Annotated in this window: 15 protein-coding genes; 9 read left to right on the top strand and 6 right to left on the bottom strand. The window is 72.2% G+C overall.

What is annotated here, in order from left to right; genetic code table 11:
- Window positions 1-103 precede the first annotated feature (103 nt).
- The 3 genes from JHE00_RS26015 to JHE00_RS26005 all read left to right on the top strand — a co-directional run bounded on the left by JHE00_RS26015 (window position 104) and on the right by JHE00_RS26005 (window position 2,921).
- On the top strand, window positions 104-889 hold the full coding sequence (locus JHE00_RS26015; RefSeq protein ID WP_200322858.1) for a S1 family peptidase: 786 nt from the start codon (window positions 104-106) through the stop codon (window positions 887-889).
- 212 nt (window positions 890-1,101) lie between these two features.
- A complete protein-coding gene (locus tag JHE00_RS26010; protein WP_200322856.1) occupies window positions 1,102-2,265 on the top strand; it encodes a sensor histidine kinase in 1,164 nt (387 codons plus the stop codon).
- Complete coding sequence (locus JHE00_RS26005; RefSeq protein WP_200322854.1) at window positions 2,262-2,921, top strand: response regulator; 660 nt, start codon at window positions 2,262-2,264, stop codon at window positions 2,919-2,921. Before JHE00_RS26010 ends, JHE00_RS26005 begins: the two co-directional genes overlap by 4 nt.
- Window positions 2,922-2,928: 7 nt before the next feature.
- Here JHE00_RS26005 and JHE00_RS26000 read toward each other — a convergent pair whose 3' ends face one another.
- Window positions 2,929-3,081, bottom strand: coding sequence for a hypothetical protein (locus JHE00_RS26000; RefSeq protein ID WP_200322852.1), 153 nt, complete (start codon window positions 3,079-3,081; stop codon window positions 2,929-2,931).
- 148 nt (window positions 3,082-3,229) lie between these two features.
- Here JHE00_RS26000 and JHE00_RS35965 point away from each other — a divergent pair, with 148 nt between their 5' ends.
- Window positions 3,230-4,186 (top strand): sensor histidine kinase, encoded by a 957-nt coding sequence (locus tag JHE00_RS35965; protein WP_200322850.1) that lies wholly within the window; start codon window positions 3,230-3,232, stop codon window positions 4,184-4,186.
- A gap of 12 nt (window positions 4,187-4,198) precedes the next feature.
- On the opposite strand, the gene JHE00_RS25990 is transcribed toward JHE00_RS35965, so the two are convergent.
- The 5 genes from JHE00_RS25990 to eccCa form a co-directional block, all read right to left on the bottom strand.
- Window positions 4,199-5,983 (bottom strand): amino acid adenylation domain-containing protein, encoded by a 1,785-nt coding sequence (locus tag JHE00_RS25990; RefSeq protein WP_200322848.1) that lies wholly within the window; start codon window positions 5,981-5,983, stop codon window positions 4,199-4,201.
- A 4-nt stretch (window positions 5,984-5,987) separates the two neighbouring features.
- Entirely contained in the window at window positions 5,988-6,662 is a 675-nt protein-coding gene (locus JHE00_RS25985; protein WP_200322846.1) for a response regulator transcription factor, read from the bottom strand.
- Complete coding sequence (locus JHE00_RS25980) at window positions 6,653-7,201, bottom strand: histidine kinase (protein WP_200322839.1); 549 nt, start codon at window positions 7,199-7,201, stop codon at window positions 6,653-6,655. Before JHE00_RS25980 ends, JHE00_RS25985 begins: the two co-directional genes overlap by 10 nt.
- 115 nt (window positions 7,202-7,316) lie before the next feature.
- The gene (locus tag JHE00_RS25975) at window positions 7,317-8,456 is read right to left on the bottom strand and encodes a S8 family serine peptidase (RefSeq protein ID WP_200322837.1); all 1,140 of its coding nucleotides are present in this window, start codon (window positions 8,454-8,456) and stop codon (window positions 7,317-7,319) included.
- Window positions 8,453-12,406 carry a type VII secretion protein EccCa gene (eccCa, locus tag JHE00_RS25970; protein ID WP_200322835.1) on the bottom strand — a complete coding sequence of 1,318 codons (3,954 nt, stop codon included), beginning with the start codon at window positions 12,404-12,406 and terminating at the stop codon, window positions 8,453-8,455. Before eccCa ends, JHE00_RS25975 begins: the two co-directional genes overlap by 4 nt.
- A gap of 113 nt (window positions 12,407-12,519) precedes the next feature.
- Here eccCa and eccD point away from each other — a divergent pair, with 113 nt between their 5' ends.
- The 5 genes from eccD to JHE00_RS25945 all read left to right on the top strand — a co-directional run bounded on the left by eccD (window position 12,520) and on the right by JHE00_RS25945 (window position 18,515).
- A complete protein-coding gene (gene eccD / locus JHE00_RS25965) occupies window positions 12,520-13,953 on the top strand; it encodes a type VII secretion integral membrane protein EccD (protein WP_200322833.1) in 1,434 nt (477 codons plus the stop codon).
- 49 nt (window positions 13,954-14,002) lie between these two features.
- The gene (eccB, locus tag JHE00_RS25960) at window positions 14,003-15,364 is read left to right on the top strand and encodes a type VII secretion protein EccB (protein ID WP_200322831.1); all 1,362 of its coding nucleotides are present in this window, start codon (window positions 14,003-14,005) and stop codon (window positions 15,362-15,364) included.
- Between the two features lie 12 nt (window positions 15,365-15,376).
- Complete coding sequence (locus JHE00_RS25955) at window positions 15,377-15,664, top strand: hypothetical protein (protein WP_200322829.1); 288 nt, start codon at window positions 15,377-15,379, stop codon at window positions 15,662-15,664.
- A 38-nt stretch (window positions 15,665-15,702) separates the two neighbouring features.
- Window positions 15,703-15,993, top strand: coding sequence for a WXG100 family type VII secretion target (locus tag JHE00_RS25950; RefSeq protein ID WP_200322828.1), 291 nt, complete (start codon window positions 15,703-15,705; stop codon window positions 15,991-15,993).
- A 74-nt stretch (window positions 15,994-16,067) separates the two neighbouring features.
- Window positions 16,068-18,515 carry a hypothetical protein gene (locus JHE00_RS25945; protein WP_200322826.1) on the top strand — a complete coding sequence of 816 codons (2,448 nt, stop codon included), beginning with the start codon at window positions 16,068-16,070 and terminating at the stop codon, window positions 18,513-18,515.
- Window positions 18,516-18,536: the final 21 nt, after the last annotated feature.

The raw sequence follows: 18,536 nt of genomic DNA, 5'->3' as shown, positions 1-18,536 counted from the left end.
CTCCTTTCGGATGCCACACTAGGAACTTTCGCGGGTGTCACCCGGTTCATCCCCCTCGTTACCTTCCGAATAACCCAACGTGAGGTCGGGAAGGAGCCAGAGCATGAGGGTACGTTCACTACTGGTGGGAGTGGTCGCGGCAGCAGCCGCGGCCCTCGGTGTCGCGGCGCCGGGAGTTGCCGCCGCCGCGGAGCCGCCGGTCACGCCGTTCATCGTCGGCGGACAGCCGGCCGACCAGGCCTACTCGTTCATGGCGTCGCTGCAGTCGGGTGGTCAGCACTTCTGCGGTGGTTCGCTCATCGACCCGGAGTGGGTGGTCACCGCCGCGCACTGCGTGGAGGGCTCCAGCGCCTCCGAGGTCTCGCTGCGCCTCGGCAGCACCGAATGGGCCTCCGGCGGCGAAGAAGCACAGGCCGCCGAGATCATCGTGCACCCCGACTACGGCCCCACCGGCACCGGTGACATCGCGCTGATCAAGCTCGACGCGCCCGCCACCTCGGAGCCCGTGGCGGTGGCCGACTCCGCTCCCGCAGGCACCGAGTCGCGGATCATGGGCTGGGGCCAGACCTGCCCCGAGTCCGGCGGCTGTGGCGCTCCCGACGAGCTCCAGCAGCTCGACACCCAGGTCGTCGACGCCGCTGACTGCACCGGCATCGACGCCAACACCGAGCTGTGCACCGACAACCCCAACGGTGACTCGGGCGCCTGCTACGGCGACTCCGGCGGACCGCAGGTGGTCGCCGACGGTGACGGTTGGAAGCTGATCGGTGCCACCAGCCGCACCGGCAACAACGACCCGACCTGCGCCACGGGCCCGTCGATCTACACCAGTGTTCCGGCCTACCTCGACTGGATCGGCGAGACCACCGGCGGTGCTGTCGCCGCCTGAATGGTCAGCACGTGAACCCGGGCCCACCGGGCACGAACCCCTCCGGGGTCTCGTGTTCGGCGGGCCCGGTTTCGTGTGCGTCCACACGCGACAGTCAAGGACCTCGGCCGAACCGTGCCCGAACGGACAGCGCGTGATGCCCGTTCGCGCCCCGCCGGGAGCTGCCAGCGGCACCTGTCCCACGTCCGGGTGGCCACCACTAAGCTTTCCGGGTGATCGATCTTCGGCGAGTCCCGGAGTTGTGGCGCCGGTTCCACGGCGTGGCGTGGTACCTCCCGATCGGCGTGCTGCTCTTCGTCGGGTCACTCGTGCCCGCGCTGCACAGTCACGGCACGCAGTTCGGTGGCATGTCCAACCGGCCCTACGACGTGCTGGCCATCGTGGCGATCGCGCTGCAGTGCGTGCCGCTGGCCATGTGCCGCCGGTGGCCCGCCGTCAGTCTCACGCTGGTGTCGCTCGGGTTCGTGCTCGACCAGCTGCGCGGCTACCACACGTTCGCGGGCACCGCGCTGGCCATCGTCCTCGTGAACACCGGCTCCAGACTGGAGAAACGCAGGCGGGTCACCATGCTCGCCTTCTCGGTCGCCTACGTGCCGCTGACGGTGACGTTTCATCTGCTCGGCGGAACCGAGTCGCTGGCCGGGTACGTGATGTTCTACCTGGCGCTGGTCCTCGCGTTCGGGATCGGCTCGTGGTTGCGCGCCACGCGCGTCGCGGAGGCCGAACGCCGCCGTCGCGTCGCCGAGGACACGCGCAACGCCGAACGCACGCGCATCGCCCGCGAACTGCACGACGTCGTGACCCACCACGTGACGGCGATGGTGGTGCAGACCGAGGCGGCGCGCTACCTCGCCGCGAAGCCGGAGCGCCTCGACGCGACACTGGCGTCGGTCACCGACACCGGCAGGCAGGCCATCTCCGATCTGCGGGACCTGCTCGATCTGCTCAACCCGGAGCACGGCACCACGGCCGGGCACCAGCGCGCCGACGGGTTCCTCCCGCTCGTGGAGCAGACCCGCCGGGCCGGGCAGCCGGTGGAGTTCACCGAGCGGGGCACGCCCGCGCCGCGCGCGGGAACCGCGGGACCGGTGGCGTACCGCGTCGTGCAGGAGGCGCTGACCAACGCCCTCAAGTACGCCCACGGCAGCCCGACGTCGGTGGACGTGCTGCACGGCGAGCGGGAGATCACCGTCGAGGTGCACACCGACGACGCAGGCTCGCCCTCCACCGGACAGACCTCGCCGGGCGGGAGCGGACGAGGACTGTCCGGGCTGCGCGAGCGGGTCGACGTGCTCGGCGGAGACTTCGCCGCGGGGCAGCGCTCCGGCGGCGGGTTCTACGTCCGGGCGCGGATTCCGGCGGGGAGCGCCTCGTGACCGAGCAGATCCGGGTGCTGGTCTGCGACGACCAGCTGCTGATCCGAACCGGACTGGTGACGATCATCGACGCGCAACCCGACCTCGAGGTGGTGGGGGAGTGCGGTGACGGGAAGGCCGCGGTGGAGCTCGCTCCCAGGGTGAACCCCGACGTGGTGGTGATGGACGTCCGCATGCCCGTGCTCGACGGCATCGAGGCGACGCGCAGGCTGGCCGGAGCGGGTGTGGAACGCCCGGTGAAGGTGCTCGTGGTGACCACGTTCAACCTCGACGAGTACGTCTACGAGGCGCTGCGTGCCGGGGCGAGCGGGTTCCTGCTCAAGGACGCGCCGCCCGCCCAGCTGCTGCACGGGATCCGCACCGTCGCGTCGGGCGCGGCGCTGCTCGATCCCGAGGTGACGCGCCAGCTCGTCGGCGTGTACGCCACCCGCATCCGGCCCGTCGAGGGCTCGGTGGACGACAGCCCGCTGACGCCCCGCGAGCTGGAGGTCCTGCGCCTCATCGCGGAGGGCTTCTCCAACAGCGAGATCGCCGGGACGCTCGTGATCAGCCACGAGACCGTCAAGACCTTCGTGTCCCGCATCCTCACCAAGCTCGCGCTGCGCGACCGCGTGCAGGCGGTGGTCTACGCCTATCGCCACGGTCTGGTCGCCTGAGTGTCGATCACACCGGCGACACCCCGACGAGCAGGTCCTGCCCGTCGGGGTGCTCCTCCCCGGATCCCACCGCGTCCAGCTCCTGCCGCGCGGCGTCCTCACAGGCCACCAGCACGCAGCACAACGCGAGCACAGCGGACGCCCTGCCGTCGCCGTTCATCCAGTCCCCCCGAGCCGTTCTCGTGTCCAGGAACCTACGGGCCGGTGGCTCGGAAATCGTCACCTCGCGGTGGACACCTGGGCGTAGCTCTCCCGGGGGACGCGAGCGTCCCGGTTCGTCCGGCGGCCGATCGGGGTAACGTCAGGGCGTGCGCACCCGGGAACGGCGCGTAGCCGACGCGATCACCGAGATCCTCGCGCGGGACGGACAGGATCCGGACCCGCGCGAGCTCGCCCGCGTGGTCGGCGAGAACGCGGGCGCCACCGGCTGCGCGCTGGTGATCGGGCAGCGCCGGTTCTGGTGGGGCGAGGGCGACGGGCCCTGGCTGGAGCACGAGGTGACCTACGACGGCGAGGTCCGGGGCCGGCTCTTCATCACTCCGGAGTCGGCCGGCCCGCTCCCGGCGGTGGCCCTGGTGCTGGGTCCCGTGGTCGCGGCGTTCCAGCTGGCCGACGACACCGACCGGCTCCGCCGTGAGGGCGATGCGGCGACCAGGGAGCTGGTGGACGACCGCTGGCGCGCGGCGGCTGAGATGGAGCACCAGCGCCGCAGCCTGGAACGCGATCTGCACGACGGTGCGCAGCACCACCTGGTGGCGCTGCGGATGTCGCTGGCCGTGGCCGAGCATGCGCTCAGCGAGGGGCGGGGCCGCGAGCGCATCGCGGATCTGCTGGCACAGCTGGAGAACGCGGAGCGGGTGCTGATGGACACGGCGGCCGGGATCCTGCCGAGCGCGCTGGTGGCCGACGGGCTCGCCGCGGCGTTGCGCACCCAGCTCGCCCGCTACGACACGGTCCTGCTCGACATCTCGAGTCTGCTCCGCCGGTATCCGGCGCCGGTCGAGTCGGCGGTGTACTACGTGGTGCTCGAGGCGGTGAACAACGCGCGCAAACACGCGCCGGGAGCGAGGGTGATGGTGGCCGTGCGCGACAGCTACCACGGCCTGGAGTTCACGGTCGCCGACGACGGCCCGGGCTTCGAGGTGAGCGCTCCCTCCGACGGGCTGCCCGGCCTGGCCACGCGCGCCGGGTCGGTCGGCGGGACCGTCCAGGTGCGTTCGACGCCGGGCGCCGGGACGACGGTCGACGGCAGCGTGCCGCTCTGAGTCACGTGCCGCTCAGCTGAGCAGGCCCTCCAGCGTCCGGACCAGCAGCTCGCAGGCCGCGCGGTCGCGGCCGCCGACCGCGGGGTGCTCGGCGTGCGCGCGCCAGCGGCCGACCGCGGCGGCGGCCGCCGCCCCCACAGCGGAGTCCGGCGCGTCGACGGGCAGGTCCAGCCTGCTGCGGGGGTCGATGCCCTCGGCGCCCAGCACACGTGCCGCCGCACCGGCCACCCCGCGCAGCAGCTCACCGCGCGCGATGGCGTCGAGCAGCTCCAGCTCGGCGAACTCGTGGGTGTCGACGCGAACCCGTTCCACGGCCCAGCGCAGCCGGTGCCCGCTGGGCAGACGCCGCACCAGCTCGGCCATCGAGACCACCGCCCGCTTGGCCGCGATCACCGGACCGCGGGCAGCGAGCGCGGCGGCCACCGCCTGAACCGTCGACGTGCCGGCGTCGGCGAGCACCACCCGGTGTCGCGCGTCCCGCAACGCCCTGCGGAACTCCGGTGCGGGCGTGGCGACGCACAGCACGGCGTCGACGCCGCCCCTCGGGCCGTCGTCGGCGAGGAACTCCTCCGCCAGCGCGCGGTCCGGCTGCGCGTCGATGGCGAGCACGGCCACGCCGCGAACGTCGGCAGGGTCGTCGAATCCGTCGATCCGTTCGGTGCAGCCGACCACCGCGAGCCGGGGCGCCATCGTGAGCCGTTCCGCCACCGCGTCCCACGCGGCGCGCTCGGCCGTGCCGTCGGTGGCCTCCTGGCCCTGCCGCACCAGCTCGCGCACCTGCCGGTAGGTGGTGCTGCGTTCCAGCTCGGCCGGGTCGGCGTGGGTCGACATCGGCGGCTCGATGCGTTCCGGCAGCCGCACCGTCACGTGCGCGACACCGTCCACGAGCGAGCACCGCATCTCGCCGCCCAGCACCGCGATGCGCTCCATGTCCTGGCGCAACGTGCCCAGTTCGACGTCGCCGGGCGCCGACAGCCTGGCGCGCAGCGCGTCGTCGCGGGCGAAGGTCACCGTCACCGGCTGCGCGGACTCCGCCCCTGCCACCAGGTTCAGCGCCGCCGCGACCGCGTGGTAGAAACCGGACTCCAGCTGCCAGCCCGCCCGCAGTCCCAGCTCGCCGGTGAACACCACCGGGCGCGGCAGCGTCGCGGCCAGTTCCTCCAGCGCGGCCCTCGGCCCCGAGTCGGGCAGCATCGCGGGAAACACGCCCCGCACCACCACGCGGAAGGAGTCGATCAGCTCGTCCAGCGTGTCCTGCGCCTCGGACAGGCCGGTGCCGTCGTCGGCGGCCACCCGCAGCCAGCGCCGCACCTCGCCGAGATCCCGCAGGGTCGTGGTGGTGACGGCACCCGCGAGCCGCTGGCGTTCCAGGTCCCGCACCACGGCGAGCCGCGTGCGGGCGATGTTCAGTTCTCCGACAAGCCTGCGGGCCCGCAGTTCCGCCGCCTCGTGGTCGGCGTCGAGCCGGACCAGGCGCACCGCCATCCCGAGCCAGGCCGCCGTGTCGCGATGCCTGTCCTGTGCTTCGTCGTCCCAGCGGTCCGGGGCGATGACGTAGACCGAGCCGCCGCCGCGCACCCGCGCCTCGGCCACCGCGCCCGCGATCCCGGTGATCCCCGGCGGCCACGACTCCACGACGGCGGGTGCCCGTTCGCCGGGCACCGCGTAGACGACCTGGCCCGCGACGCTGTCGGCGAGGTTGCGCACGAGCGCGGCCGCCAGCCGGGCGGGGGAGACGTCGGCGGCCACCTCGTACGGCGGACGTCCCCGCGAGGTGAGCCTGCGTAGGGCACGCACTCGCTTACCCGCCCGATCCGTCGATCCGCCTCGCCTGCAGGTAGGCCAGCACCGCGAGCACGCGGCGGTGGTGCACGGTCGCGTCGCCGGGCAGGCCGAGCTTGGTGAAGATCGCGGCGATGTGCTTCTCCACGGCCTTGGCGGAGATGAACAGCTCGCCCGCGATCGCGTTGTTCGCGCGGCCCTCGGCCATCAGCCGCAGCACGTCGGTCTCCCGCTCGCTCAGCGAGGCGAGCGGGCTGCCGTCCTGGCTCGCGCCGCCGCGCACGAGGCGCTGCGCGAGCGCCGGTTCGATGACGATCTCCCCGGCGGAGATACGGTCCAATGTGTCGCCCAGCACCCGCACGCCTGCGATGCGTTCCTTGAGCCGGTAGCCGATGCGCTCGGCGCCGATCTCCAGCACCCGCGTGAGGTAGTGGGTCTCCGCGTAGTGCGACAGCAGCAGGATGCCCGTGTCGGGGCGCAGCGCCCGCACCCGCTCCGCCGTGGTGAGCCCGCCGTCGGGGCCCGGCGGCATGCGGATGTCCAGGATCGCGACGTCGACCGGATCGGTGGCCACGGCCGCGATCAGCGCGTCCCCGTCGGCGAAGCAGCCCGCGACTTCGTGCCCCGCCGCCTCCAGCAGCAGCACCAGGCCCTCGCGGAACAGGGCGCCGTCCTCGGCGATCGCTACGCGCACCGCAACACCGCCCTGCGCTCGCGCGGCATCGCGCCACCCGGTTGCTGATCGGTGATCCTCACCCTGACGAGTCGTCGCCCCCGCACACGCACGCGCACCACGCTACCGGGCCGCAACGTCTGGAAGTGATCGGCGACCAGTAGCCCGGTGCGCGAGCGCGCCTCAGCGCCGAGTTCGGTACTGGGCAGGTCGAGCCGTAGCCGCAGTCCTCTGCCCTCCGCGACGGCGTGCAGGCCGGGGCCGAGCCCGGTGGTGGCCAGCACCGGCGGGTAGATCATCGAGCCGACCTTGCGCAGGTCCTCCAGGATGTCGGTGACCCGGCGCTGCGCGTCGGCGAGTCGTTTCTCCACGTCCCGGTCGGCCACCGCGCTGGAGATCATGCCGAGTTCGAGCGCCAGCGCCGAGGTCTCGGCCGCGGCGCCGTCGTGCAGGGTGCGCTCCAGCCCGTACCGCAGGAACGCGGTGGTGCGGTCGGGCGGCCGCAGCAGTCCGGGCAGCGACGTGCCCCAGTGGTGTAACCAGCGGACGAGGCGGCGCATCACGCCAGGGTCGTCGCACTCCGACCTCCCGGCAAGGGGGATTGCCCTCCTCGTCACTGGGGATATCCCCCGCGGTAGCGAACCGTGTCCGGACAACGCCATCGTGCGGCCGGTCTCACTCGGCACGGCGTCGCCGGGCGGCGGCCGCGATCGTCGGGCCCGCGAGCAGCAACGCGGCCGCGGTGACACCGCCCGCCAGCCACAGCGCCCGGTTGGCGGGCTCGGGGTCGGGTGTCTCGGGCTTGGGCACCGACAGGTCCTCCGGTGGCGCCGTGCCGGGCGCGTCGGTGTTCGGGATGGTCGTCACCGCCGAGAACGGGTTCACCACACCGTAGCCGATGAGCTCGTTGGGCAGCGCGGTCGAAGGCTGGTCGGCGCCGTTCTGCAGCCGTTCGACGACCTCCGTCGCCGACATCGCCGGGTAGTAGGCCCTGACCAGTGCCGCCGCGCCCGCCACGTAGCCCACGGCCAGCTCCTCGCTCGACGCGACGCGGTGTCCCTCGCCCTGCGGCGCGACCCCGACGAGGTCCTCCGAGGGCGCCGCCAGGGTCGGGTCGGCGCCGTAGGTCGGCTGGCCCACGGGACCGTCCTGTCCGAGCGGAGCCACCGACACCACGCCGGGAATCCGCGCGGGGAAAGCGAGTTGGCCCTTCTTCTGCACCGAGGCGGCGCCGACGACGACCACGTCGCGCTGCTGCGCGTAGGCCACCGCCGCCCGCAGCTCCGGCATGTCGAGCGTCGCCACCAGACCCACCGCGACCACCCGCGCGCCACCGTCGACGGCGGCCCTGATGCCCCTGCCGATGTCCACGGCCAGGCCCGCGTGGTCGAGGATCTTCGGCGGGTCGTCGTTGACCCGGACCGGGAAGATGCGCGCTTCCGGTGCCACGCCGCTGAACGGCACGTCCGGCGTGCCACTCGGGCGTGCGGCGATCAGCGACGCGATGAACGTGCCCCGGCCGAAGCAGTCGCCGTTGCCGGGGCCGCCCGCGAGGTCCGTACCGGGCAGCACCGCGCCCCGCAACGTGGGCGCGTCGGCGCTGACGCCGGTGTCGACGACGCCGACGATCACGTCGCCCTTGGTCAGCGGCCACGTCCGGTCGGCGCCCATCCGTTCCTGTGCCCACGACATCTCGTTGATCGCGGTCTGCGACGGCGGGGTGCACTGACCGGCGGGCTGGGCCGCGGCCTGTGGCACCGGCAGCGTCGTCAGCACCAGCCCGCACGCCGCCGCGGCGAGCATCGTCCTTCTCATTCCGGCGCCTCCGTCCAGCCGATCTGCAAACCGATCCCGTCGCGGCGGGTCACCAGCTGCGCCCTGCCAGGGGGCAGCTGCCTGCCGCGGGCGCCGTTGAGCAACGGCAGTTCGTTGGCGGGCATCGACAGCGCGAGCTCCGGCGTGTTCGATTCCTGCAGCCGCCGCGTCACCGGCTCCATCGCGGAGCGGCTCGACCCGGCCGCCGCGCGGGCCATCACCATGTGCAGCCCGATGTCGGCGGCCTGCGGCACGAGCTCCACCATCGGGCCGAACGGCCCGCCCGTGGCGCCGAGCAGCAGGTCGTAGTCGTCGACGAGGACGAAGACCTCCGGGCCGCTCCACCAGTCTCTGCGGCGCAGCTGCGCCGGGGTGATGTCGGTGCCGGGGACGCGTTCCCGCAGCAGCTCGCTCACCTCGCGGACCATCGTCTCGGCCGCCGGTGCCGACACCGCGGCGCCGCGCCGGTAGGCGTCGGGCACCGACTCCAGCAGCGTCCGGCGCGGGTCGACCACCAGGATCTGCGCCTGTTCCGGGGTGTAGACGGCGGTGATGGCCTGTGCGATCAGGCGCAGTGCCGCCGTCTTGCCGCTCGCGCTGTCGCCGACGATCGTGAGGTGCGGGCGGTCGGTGAAGTCGTGCCACACCGGCTTGAGGTCCAGCTCGCCCGCGCCGAGCGCCACCTTCGGGCCGGGCAGTGGTGCGGGCAGTTCGCTCGCGGGCAGCACGGTGGGCAGCATCCGCACCGCGGGCGCGCGCCTGCCGGACCAGCTCTCCGCCACGGCGGTGCCGAGCTCGCGCGTCGCGTCGGAGAGCCCGTCGGCACTCTCGAGACCGTCGATGCGGGGCACGGCGGACAGGAAGTGCATCTGGTCCGGCGTCATGCCGCGGCCGGGGATCTGCGGCACCTGCGCGGCCTTGCGCATGTTGATCACCGAGTCGATCGAGTCACCGAGCCGCAGCTCCAGGCGCGTGCCGAGCTGGTCGCGCAGCGCGCTGTGCACATCGGACCAGCGGTTGGTGGTGAGCACCAGGTGCACGCCGTAGGAGAGGCCGCGTCCGGCCAGTGCCCGCAGCGCGAGGTCGTGCTGCTCGAACTCCGAGCGCAGCGCGCCCCAGCCGTCGACGACGAGGAAGACGTCGCCGTACGGGTCGTCGGCGAACTCGCCCTTGGCGCGCCGTTCCCGGTAGGCGGGCATGCTCTCGACCTCGTACTCGGCGAACTTCTTCTCCCGCTCGGCCAGCAGCGTCTGCACCTCGGCGATGGTGCGGGCCACGCGCTCGGCCTGCAGTCTGCCCGCGACGCCGCCGACGTGCGGCAGAGCGTCCAGAGAGGACAGTGTCCCGCCGCCGAAGTCGAGGCAGTAGAACTGCGCCTCGGCAGGTGTGTGCGTGAGCGCGATCGAGGTGATCAGGGTGCGCAGCAGGTTGCTCTTGCCGGACTGCGGGCCACCGGCGATGCCGACGTGCCCACCGGCGCCCGAGAGGTCCACGACGTGCAGGTCGCGGCTCTGCTCGAACGGCTTGTCCACCACGCCGACCGGCACGACCATCCGGCCGCTGCCCGGCCAGCCCGCCGCCGTCAGCCCGCGGTCGGGGTCGGGCACGAGCGGCGGCAGCAGGGTGTCCAGGGTCGGCGGGTCGGACAGCGGCGGCAGCCACACCTGGTGGGCGGGCGGGCCGAAGCGCACCAGCTTCTCCACCGCCACCGACAACACGGACTCGCCGGTCTCGGTGGTCTCCTCCTGCCGCTGCGGTACGGGAGTCGGTTCCGGCGCGGGCACGGGGAGCTTGCCGGCGCCGAAGGGCACGACCTGGCGCCGCACCTCCTCCTGCCGCTGCTCGCGCGTGCGCCTGCGGTGCGGGCCGGACACGTACGCGGCCTTGAACCGGCTCAGCGTCGCCACGTCACTGCGCAGGTAGCCGTTGCCCGGCGCGCTCGGCAGCTGGTAGGCGTCGGGAACGCCGATCACCGACCGGCTCTCCATCGCCGAGAACGTCCGCAGGCCGATCCGGTAGGAGAGGTGGCTCTCCAGCTTGTGCATGCGGCCGTCGTCGATGCGCTGACTGGCGAGCAGGAGGTGAACGCCGAGCGAACGGCCCAGGCGCCCGATCATCACGAACAGTTCACCGAAGTCCGGATTGGACGCGAGCAGCTCGGAGAACTCGTCGACGATCACGAACAACGTCGGCAGCGGTTCGAGCGGAACACCGGAGAGCCGCGCCTTCTCGTAGTCGAGCAGCGAGCTGTAGTTGCCCGCCGCGCGGAGGAACTCCTGGCGCCGCACCATCTCGCCGTGCAGCGCGTCCTGCATCCTGGTCACCAGCGTGGCCTCGTCGGCGAGGTTCGTGATCACCGCGGAGACGTGCGGCAGCTGGTCGAGCCCGAGGAACGTGGCGCCACCCTTGAAGTCCACGAGGACGAAGTTCAGGATCTCGGAGGAGTGCGTCATCGCCATGCCCAGCACCATCGTGCGCAACAGCTCGGACTTGCCCGAGCCGGTGGCGCCGATCAGCAGGCCGTGCGGGCCCATGCCGCCCTGCGCCGACTCCTTGATGTCCAGCTCGATCGGCGCGCCGTTCTCGGTGATGCCGAGCGGGATGCGGAACCGGTCGCGCGTGAGCCCGTTGCGGGCGAGCGCGGCGGGGTCCCACGTGTCGAGGTCGGTGACGCCCAGCAGCTGCGGCAGCTCGAAGTTCGCGACCATCGGCTCCGCGACGTCGGTGGTGCCGCCGAGCCGGTAGGGCGAGATCGTGCGCGCCAGCGTCGCCGCCCTCGGCATGCTCAGCACGTCCGGGGTGCACAGCTTGGTGCGCACCTCCTGGCCGGTGCGGTCGGTGCGCACCATGTCGACCTGCTCGTCGCTGACGTCGAGCCGCAGGGTCGTCCGGCCCACCGCGTTGCCGAGCGCCCCGGACACGTCCAGCACCACCGAGTTGCGGTAGCCCGTGCCCGCGAGCCGCGACTCGGCGGGCACCTCGACGCCGTCCAGCACGATCACGACGTAGGGCTCGTCGGCGCTGGGAGAGGCGGCGGCCTCGAACCGGCCGCGCTCGCCGAGCTCGGCGTCGAGCAGGTCGGTGAGCGCGTCCACGCCGTCGGCCAGCAGCCGCACCTGACCCGCGCCGTCCTGCTCGACGGGGTGCTGGGCGTGCGGCAGCCACTTCACCCAGTCCCAGTGCTCCACCCGCTCGGGGTCCGTGCACACCGCGACGCGCAGGTCCTCCGGCGAGTGGAAGGTGACCAGCTGGGAGAGCATCGCCCGCGTCACGCCGCGGACGGCGTCCTCGTCGCCGAAGAACCGGACTTTGGCGAACCCGCGCAGGAACAGCGAGGTCGGCAGGGTCGGGACCGTGCTGTGGGCGTTGATGAACCGGCGCAGCGCCCGCGCGGACAGCGGCTCGAGGTCGGAGATCGGTTTGGTGGCCAGCGGGGTCATCCGCACCGCGAGCCGCTGGGAGCCGGTGCCGATGCGGACCTCGGCGAAGTCGCCGTGCGCGGCGCGCCGTTCCCACAGCCGCCCGCTCATCGCGACCGACCACAGGCCGTCCGGGTCGGGATGCCGCCACGACAGGGACTCCCGCTGCTTGGTGGCCGCCGCCTTCACCTGGGTCCGGACCTGACCGAGGTAGCGCAGGTAGTCACGACGCTCGCCGCGCATCTTGCCCTTGCGCTCGGTGCCGCCCCTGGCCATCTGGACGACGAACATCAGCAGCGCCATCAGCATCATGACGCCGAACATCGTCATGCCGAGTACCGGGTTGCGCGGCGCGATGAAGATCAGCATGAACACGCCGCCGCCCATCATCATGGGCAGCATCATCATCGCGGACAGGAAGTCCCTGCCCACGGTCTCCGGCAGTGCGGGCGGTTCCTGTAGCGAGAGCTCACCGCTCGGCATCTCCGGCGGTTTCTCCCGGCTCGGCCTCCGGAACAGTGTCGTCGTCATCGCGGTCGGCTCCTCGCTGCTGGTGCCCGGTCCGATCCGTACACGGGCGAACGGCCCCGAGACGTTCACTCCGGTCACTGAACCTTTCGAGACGAGCGCTCCGTGTGGGGGTCATGGCGGCGACGAACTCGAACGCTCCGGCGACCACTCAGCCGGCGTCCTCGGCGGGCGGTTCCGGGGAGATGTGCAGGCTCACCATCTGCGGTCCGAACTCCCGCGTCGAGCTGGCCGTGCCGGCTCACGTGCCGATCGCCGATCTCATGCCCACGGTGCTCGGCCACCTCGACCCCTCACTCGCGACCACCGGCCTCGCGCACGGCGGCTGGGTGCTGCAGCGGCTCGGGGGAGCCGCGCTCGACGAGGACCACGGCACGGCCGCCGCCGGGCTCTACGACGGCGACGTCCTGCATCTGCGGCCTCGCAACGACCAGCTGCCCCTCGCCGATTTCGACGACCTCGTGGACGGTATCCACACCGGACTGTCCACGCGCACCGACAGCTGGCGCCCCGAGCTGACGCGGTGGTTCTGCGTCGGGCTCGCCGGTCTGTTCGGCGTGCTGGCCGTGCTGGCCACCACGTTCGCCGCACAGGGCACCACGACGGCGGTCGTCGCGGCCTTCGTCGGCGTCGTGCTGATCGCGGGCGGTGCCGTGATGACGCGGGTGCTCGACGACACGACCAGTGGCGTCACGCTCGGCAGCGTCGGCGTGGCCGCGATCGGCGTCGCCGGACTCGCCATGCCCGCGGGCGCGGCGGGGCCGTCGGCGTGGTTCTCCGGAGCCGGGGTGCTGGCGGCGGCGGTGGCCGTGGCGACGGCGGCCGCGGCGGTCAGGGCCGCGCTCGGCGTGGCACAGGCCGCGTTCCTGGCGGTGGCCTGCGGCGCGGTGCTCTCCGCGCTCGGCTGTGTGCTCGGACTGCTGATCGGGCTGCACGCTCAGGCGACGGCGGCGGTGCTGGTGGCGATGGTCCTGGCGGTCACCAGGGCAGCGCCGCAGCTGGCCACGTGGCTCGCCGGATTGTCGGCCGAACCCGTGCCGGTGACGACGGCGGAGTTCCAGAAGGGGCTGGAACCTCTGCCCAGCAAGGATGTTCTCGACCGCGCGGCGCGGGCCGACGTGCACCTCACGGCGTTCATGGTCGTGCTCGGCGCCGTGTGCGCCGTCGCGCTGCTGGTGGTGTCGTCGACGCTGCGATGGGACACGATGACGCTCAGCCTCGTCGTCTCCGTGTTGTTGCTGTTGCAGTCCCGTGAGCTGAACGGGATCTGGCACCGGGTCGCCGCGATCGCGCCCGCCGCGGCCGCGTTGACGTCGGTGCTGTTGCGCTGGGCCGTCGACCTGCCGTTGCTCGGTCTGGTGTGCGTGATCGTGGGCCTGCTCGGCCTCGCGGGCAACGCCGTGGCGGGCGCCCACGTCCTGCCCGGTCGCAGGCTCGTGCCGAAGTGGGGCCGGATCGGCGACTTCCTGCACTGGGTCTGCGCACTCGCCGTGCTGGCGCTCGTGCTCACGATCACCGGCTTCTACGGCTGGGTCGCTTCCTGGCTGTGAACCATTTCCGACGCGGTGACCGTGTGGGGGAAGGGAAAGGAGGGCGCACATGTACGGCAGGCGTGAGCAGGCCGAAGCACATTCGTTTCTGGTCGGCCGGATTCTCGCGGCGGTGCTGCGCACCGATCCGGACGCACCGGTCCGGCCGTTGCGACGCACCACCGTCGGCCTGGCCGTCGGCATCGCCGTCGCCGTACTCGTGGGAGGCGTCGTGCTGGCCGTCTCCTTCCTCACCGGCCGGGGCAGCGACGCCTGGCGCGACCAGCCGGGCACGCTCGTGGTCGACGAGGACTCCGGAAACCGTTACCTGCTCATCGACGGCAGGCTGCGCCCGGTACTCAACTACTCGTCGGCGAGACTGCTGGTGGAGGGCAACCCTCCGATCTCGACGGTCGGCACCGAGGACCTCGCCGACTTCCCCAAGGGCGCACCGGTCGGCATCGCCGGCGCGCCCGACGCGCTGCCCTCGCCCGACGCGGGCGGTCAGCCGTGGACGGTGTGCGCCGGAGCGGGCGACGCCGAGACGTCGGTCTCGGTGAGCGTCGGCGCCCCGACGGGCGTCACCGCGCTGACCGAGGACCAGTCCGCGCTCGTGCGCACCGGCGACCAGCTCTACCTCGCCTGGAACGGCAGCAAGCTGCGGATCACCGAGGACTGGGTGCCGAGGGCGATGGGCATGGACCCCGCCAAGGCCGTCGCGGTGGACTCGGCGTGGCTCAACACGTTGCCGTCCGGCCCCGACATCGGCTCGCAGCCGGTGCAGCACGGTGGTTCCGGCCCACAGGTCGCCGGTGCGCAGACCCAGCTCGGTCAGCTGGTCACCGTGCCCGAGGCAGTCGGCAACTCCGCCTTCGTCGTGGCGCCGGACGGACTGATGCCCGTGTCGCCACTCGTCGCGGCGCTCGTCGGCGCCGACCCCGAGCTCGATCTGCCTCCGCCCATCACGCTCACCCCGGCGCAGCTGGCCACCGAGCCGGTGACGCCCGCGCCGGTGTGGCAGGCGGAACTGCCCGCGCAACCGCCCGCGGCGCTGGACTCCGAGACGCAGATGCCGTGTGTCCGGTGGGAGAACGACCAGGCCACCCTCGCCACCGCGGGGAACCTGGACGGCTCGTCCGCGAGCAGCGACCCGGCCGGAGTGACCCGCGACGGGCGGGTGGCCGACCTGGTCGACGTCACGCCGGGCGCGGGCATGATCGCCCGCACCCGCCCGGCACCCGGCGTGCCCGGCGCCGGTGTCTACCTGATCACCGAAGCCGGCGCGAAGTTCCCGGTTGCCGACGCGGAGGCCGCGGAAGCACTCGGGTTCTCGGTCGACGGTGCCGCACTGGTTCCCGCGGAGCTCCTGGCTCTGCTCCCGACCGGTCCGGTCCTCGACATCCCGGAACCGTCCATTGTTCAACCCAACTAGGAGGAAATAAGGATGAGTAGGTCCGGTTACGACGACGGAATGCTGACCCAGGTCATCAGCGCCACCGACACCGCGCTCGGCGAGATGCAGCAGCTGAACTCGATGGTGCAGGGCCTGGCCTCGCAGCTGCCCGCGGTCAACAACTCCACCTCGGGTATGAAGCTGTCCGCGCTGCTCGGGGAATGGAGCGGTGACTACAACAAGATTCTCACCCAGCTCGGCGAGCTCAACACCAAGGCGCAGGGCCTGCTTCAGCTCAACCGCAGCACCGAGGCCGACACCAGCGGCATGGCGCACTGACCCCTGTCGCACCACTCCTCCTGAAAGGGGACTCGCTCATGACCATGTTCGACGTCAACCACGACGGTTATCTGGACCTCAACGAGCAGCTCTACCGTGCTGTCGGCCAGCTCGGCGACGTCCTGGAGCGGCTCAACAACCGCCTGCGGAACATCCCGGAGGCCACGTGGGGTTCGGCGCAGCCGATCTGGCTGGAGAGCCAGAACCAGTGGAACAGCGCCTACCAGCAGATGACCCAGGACATCAACGCCAAGGCGGTGTCGTCGGTCAACATCCACCAGATCTTCAAGGACGGCGACACCCAGGGCGGTCGCATCTTCCTCGGCTGACGCTCTTCCGCGGCGGCATCGGCATTCCCCAGTAGACGGCCCGGCGTGACGGGCCACAGTGGAAGGAGAGTGTGGTGGAGGAGACGGATCCGGAAGAGATCGTGCCCACCAGGCGAAACCTCGGCGAGGCTCCCGGTGTGACGACTCCGGGGTCCATGGCTCCGCCCATGGGGATGCAGATGCCGCCGCGTGTGCCGGGGGAGCCGGGCCACCCGGTGCAGCCCGCTGATCAGCTTCCCGTCGACGGCAGGCAGGACCTGGGTGCGCCGACGGAGTTCGGTTCGCAGTCGGTACCGCTGACGCCGATGGAGCCCGCCCGGATCGAGCCGGCGATTCCCGCGGAGCCGTTCCTGGCCCCGGGTCCGCGAATGCCGGTGGCACAAGGGTTCACGCCCGCGGAGCATCGTGTTCCGCAGGAGCCGCTGGCACACGACGTCACACCCGGCGAGCCCGCTCGGCTCGACGAGGCCATTCCGGGGGATCCAGGGATTCCCCCGGAGCCGCTCTCGCAGGAGTTCGCACCGCTGGAACCGGCGCTGCCACTGGAGCCGCTGCTGCCGCGGGAACAGGGCGTGCCGATGGAGCCCGTGGCGCGGACGGATGCGACACCGCAGTCGATGCCGGCCGACCAGTTCCCGCCGCTGGCGCCCGGCGCCAGGCTCGAACCCCGGTACCAGGGCGAGCAGTTGCCAGCGCTGGAGCCCAAGCGCTGGGATGTCGGACAGCGTCCCGACGACACGTGCTGCCCGTGTTGCGGCAACGTTCACGACGGCGCGACCGAACGCGTGGCTCCGCACCGCGAGACGCTGCCCGAGGGCCAGCACGTGAACGAGCGCGGCGAGGTCGTGCCGCGGGGCGAGCACGCGCCGGGTGAGAACACCGAGGGTGTGGTGAGTGAGCCGCGGGAGACGCCGCGGGGCGAGCACGCGCCGGGTGAGAACACCGAGGGTGTGGTGAGTGAGCCGCGGGAGACGCCGCGGGGCGAGCACGCGCCGGGTGAGAACACCGAGGGTGTGGTGAGTGAGCCGCGGCAGGCGCCGCGGGGCGAGCACGCGTCGGGAGAGGACACCGAGGGCGAGGTCACCCAGCCCGAGGAGTACACGGGCGACTGCGCCTGCTGCGGCGAGCAGCACCCCGGCGCCGTCGACCCGCGCACGCTGGACGGGCCGGGACGGACCGAGCAGACGCCCGCCGAAGCCAGGCAGGACACGGAGCAGAAGCCCGTCGAGTCCAGGGAGTCTCCGGACCAGCCAGCACAGGACGAGTTCGTCCGGTCGGAGCAGCCGGACCCCGCGGGCGAGAACCTCACCCCGCAGAAACCGGGCGAGCCGAGGCAGGGGACCGAGCAGACCCCGTTCGCTCCCATGGGAATGATGCCTCCGCCGGCCGGATCACCGGACCAGTTCTCGGGGGGAGAGCCGCTCGGTCAGGGCTTCTCGGAGCAGGCCCCGCTGATCGACCCGCAGCAGGACCAGATTCCGGTGGAACCGGCGCAGCAGTGGGAGGCTCCGCAGTCCGAGTCACAACAGCCGGGCTCGCCGGGTGAGCCGCCGCTCGATCAGGGCGTCCGGGACCAGGGCCCGCTGATCGACCCGCAGCAGGACCAGATCCCGCTCGACCCCGCGCAGCAGTGGGAGGCGCCGCAGTCCGAGTTCCAGGCTCCGGATTCGCAGGGCGAGGCGCCGCTCGACCAGGGCTTCACCCAGCAGGATCCGTCGCTGCCGCAGCAGGAGCCGATCCCGCTCAGCCCCGCCCAGTCGTTCGTGCCACAGGTGGCGCACGCGACGCAGCCGGAGCCGGCCCCGGAACCGGAGCCGACCCCGACGCAGGACACGACCGAGGACACCACGCAGGACACCCCCGGCGACGGCGAGGGCAACGGCAACGGCGAGGGCAACGGCGACGGCGAGGGCAACGGCAACGGCGACGGCAACGGCAACGGCGACGGCAACGGCGACAACGACAGCTCCGGGGACAACGACAGTTCCGGCGACGGCAACAGTGACAGCGACAGTGACAGTGACAGCTCGGGTGACGGCGACGGCTCTGGAGACGGTTCTGGAGACGGCGACGGCTCGGGCGACGGCTCCGGTGACGGTGACTCGTCCGGTTCGGGCGGCTCCGGCGGAGGGTCCAAGGACGGCAACGTCGGCCCCGATCCCAACGTCAAGTTCGACGAGTCGTCCTACAACCAGCTGATCGGCGAGATCGACAAGGTGAAGAGCTCGCTGCGCGACGCCACGCATCTCGACCTCACGTACCTGGACGAGGAGTTCTACCTGCAGCCGCGCAACCAGAAGTGGATCCGCGCGCAGGACCTCAACAGCCGGGGCACGGCCTTCGGCACGTCCCTCGACGCCGTGAACACCGACCTCCGCACCAAGCTGTCGACGTTCTACCAGGCACTCGAGCAGGCCAAGGTGGTCTTCAAGGACACCGACGACCTGGCCGCGTACGACGCGACCAAGTTCACCTCCGAGTACCCCGGTTTCAACGGCACTTCGACCGGCGGCGGCGCCTGACTGAAGAGGGAAGTGGAGATC

Origin of the sequence: Prauserella cavernicola (genome assembly GCF_016595675.1) — a bacterium.
Taxonomy (GTDB): domain Bacteria; phylum Actinomycetota; class Actinomycetes; order Mycobacteriales; family Pseudonocardiaceae; genus Prauserella_A; species Prauserella_A cavernicola.
The sequence above is the reverse complement of the archived record's forward strand: the minus strand, read 5'-3'. Positions and strand labels throughout refer to the sequence as shown.

Excerpts from the sequence above, each read along its gene's own strand:
- JHE00_RS26015 (WP_200322858.1), top strand. The coding sequence starts at position 104 with ATGAGGGTACGTTCACTACTGGTGGGAGTGGTCGCGGCAGCAGCCGCG.
- JHE00_RS26000 (WP_200322852.1), bottom strand. The coding sequence starts at position 3,081 with ATGAACGGCGACGGCAGGGCGTCCGCTGTGCTCGCGTTGTGCTGCGTG.
- JHE00_RS25980 (WP_200322839.1), bottom strand. The coding sequence starts at position 7,201 with ATGCGCCGCCTCGTCCGCTGGTTACACCACTGGGGCACGTCGCTGCCC.
- JHE00_RS25975 (WP_200322837.1), bottom strand. The coding sequence starts at position 8,456 with ATGAGAAGGACGATGCTCGCCGCGGCGGCGTGCGGGCTGGTGCTGACG.
- eccCa (WP_200322835.1), bottom strand. The coding sequence starts at position 12,406 with ATGACGACGACACTGTTCCGGAGGCCGAGCCGGGAGAAACCGCCGGAG.
- eccD (WP_200322833.1), top strand. The coding sequence starts at position 12,520 with ATGGCGGCGACGAACTCGAACGCTCCGGCGACCACTCAGCCGGCGTCC.
- eccB (WP_200322831.1), top strand. The coding sequence starts at position 14,003 with ATGTACGGCAGGCGTGAGCAGGCCGAAGCACATTCGTTTCTGGTCGGC.
- JHE00_RS25955 (WP_200322829.1), top strand. The coding sequence starts at position 15,377 with ATGAGTAGGTCCGGTTACGACGACGGAATGCTGACCCAGGTCATCAGC.
- JHE00_RS25950 (WP_200322828.1), top strand. The coding sequence starts at position 15,703 with ATGACCATGTTCGACGTCAACCACGACGGTTATCTGGACCTCAACGAG.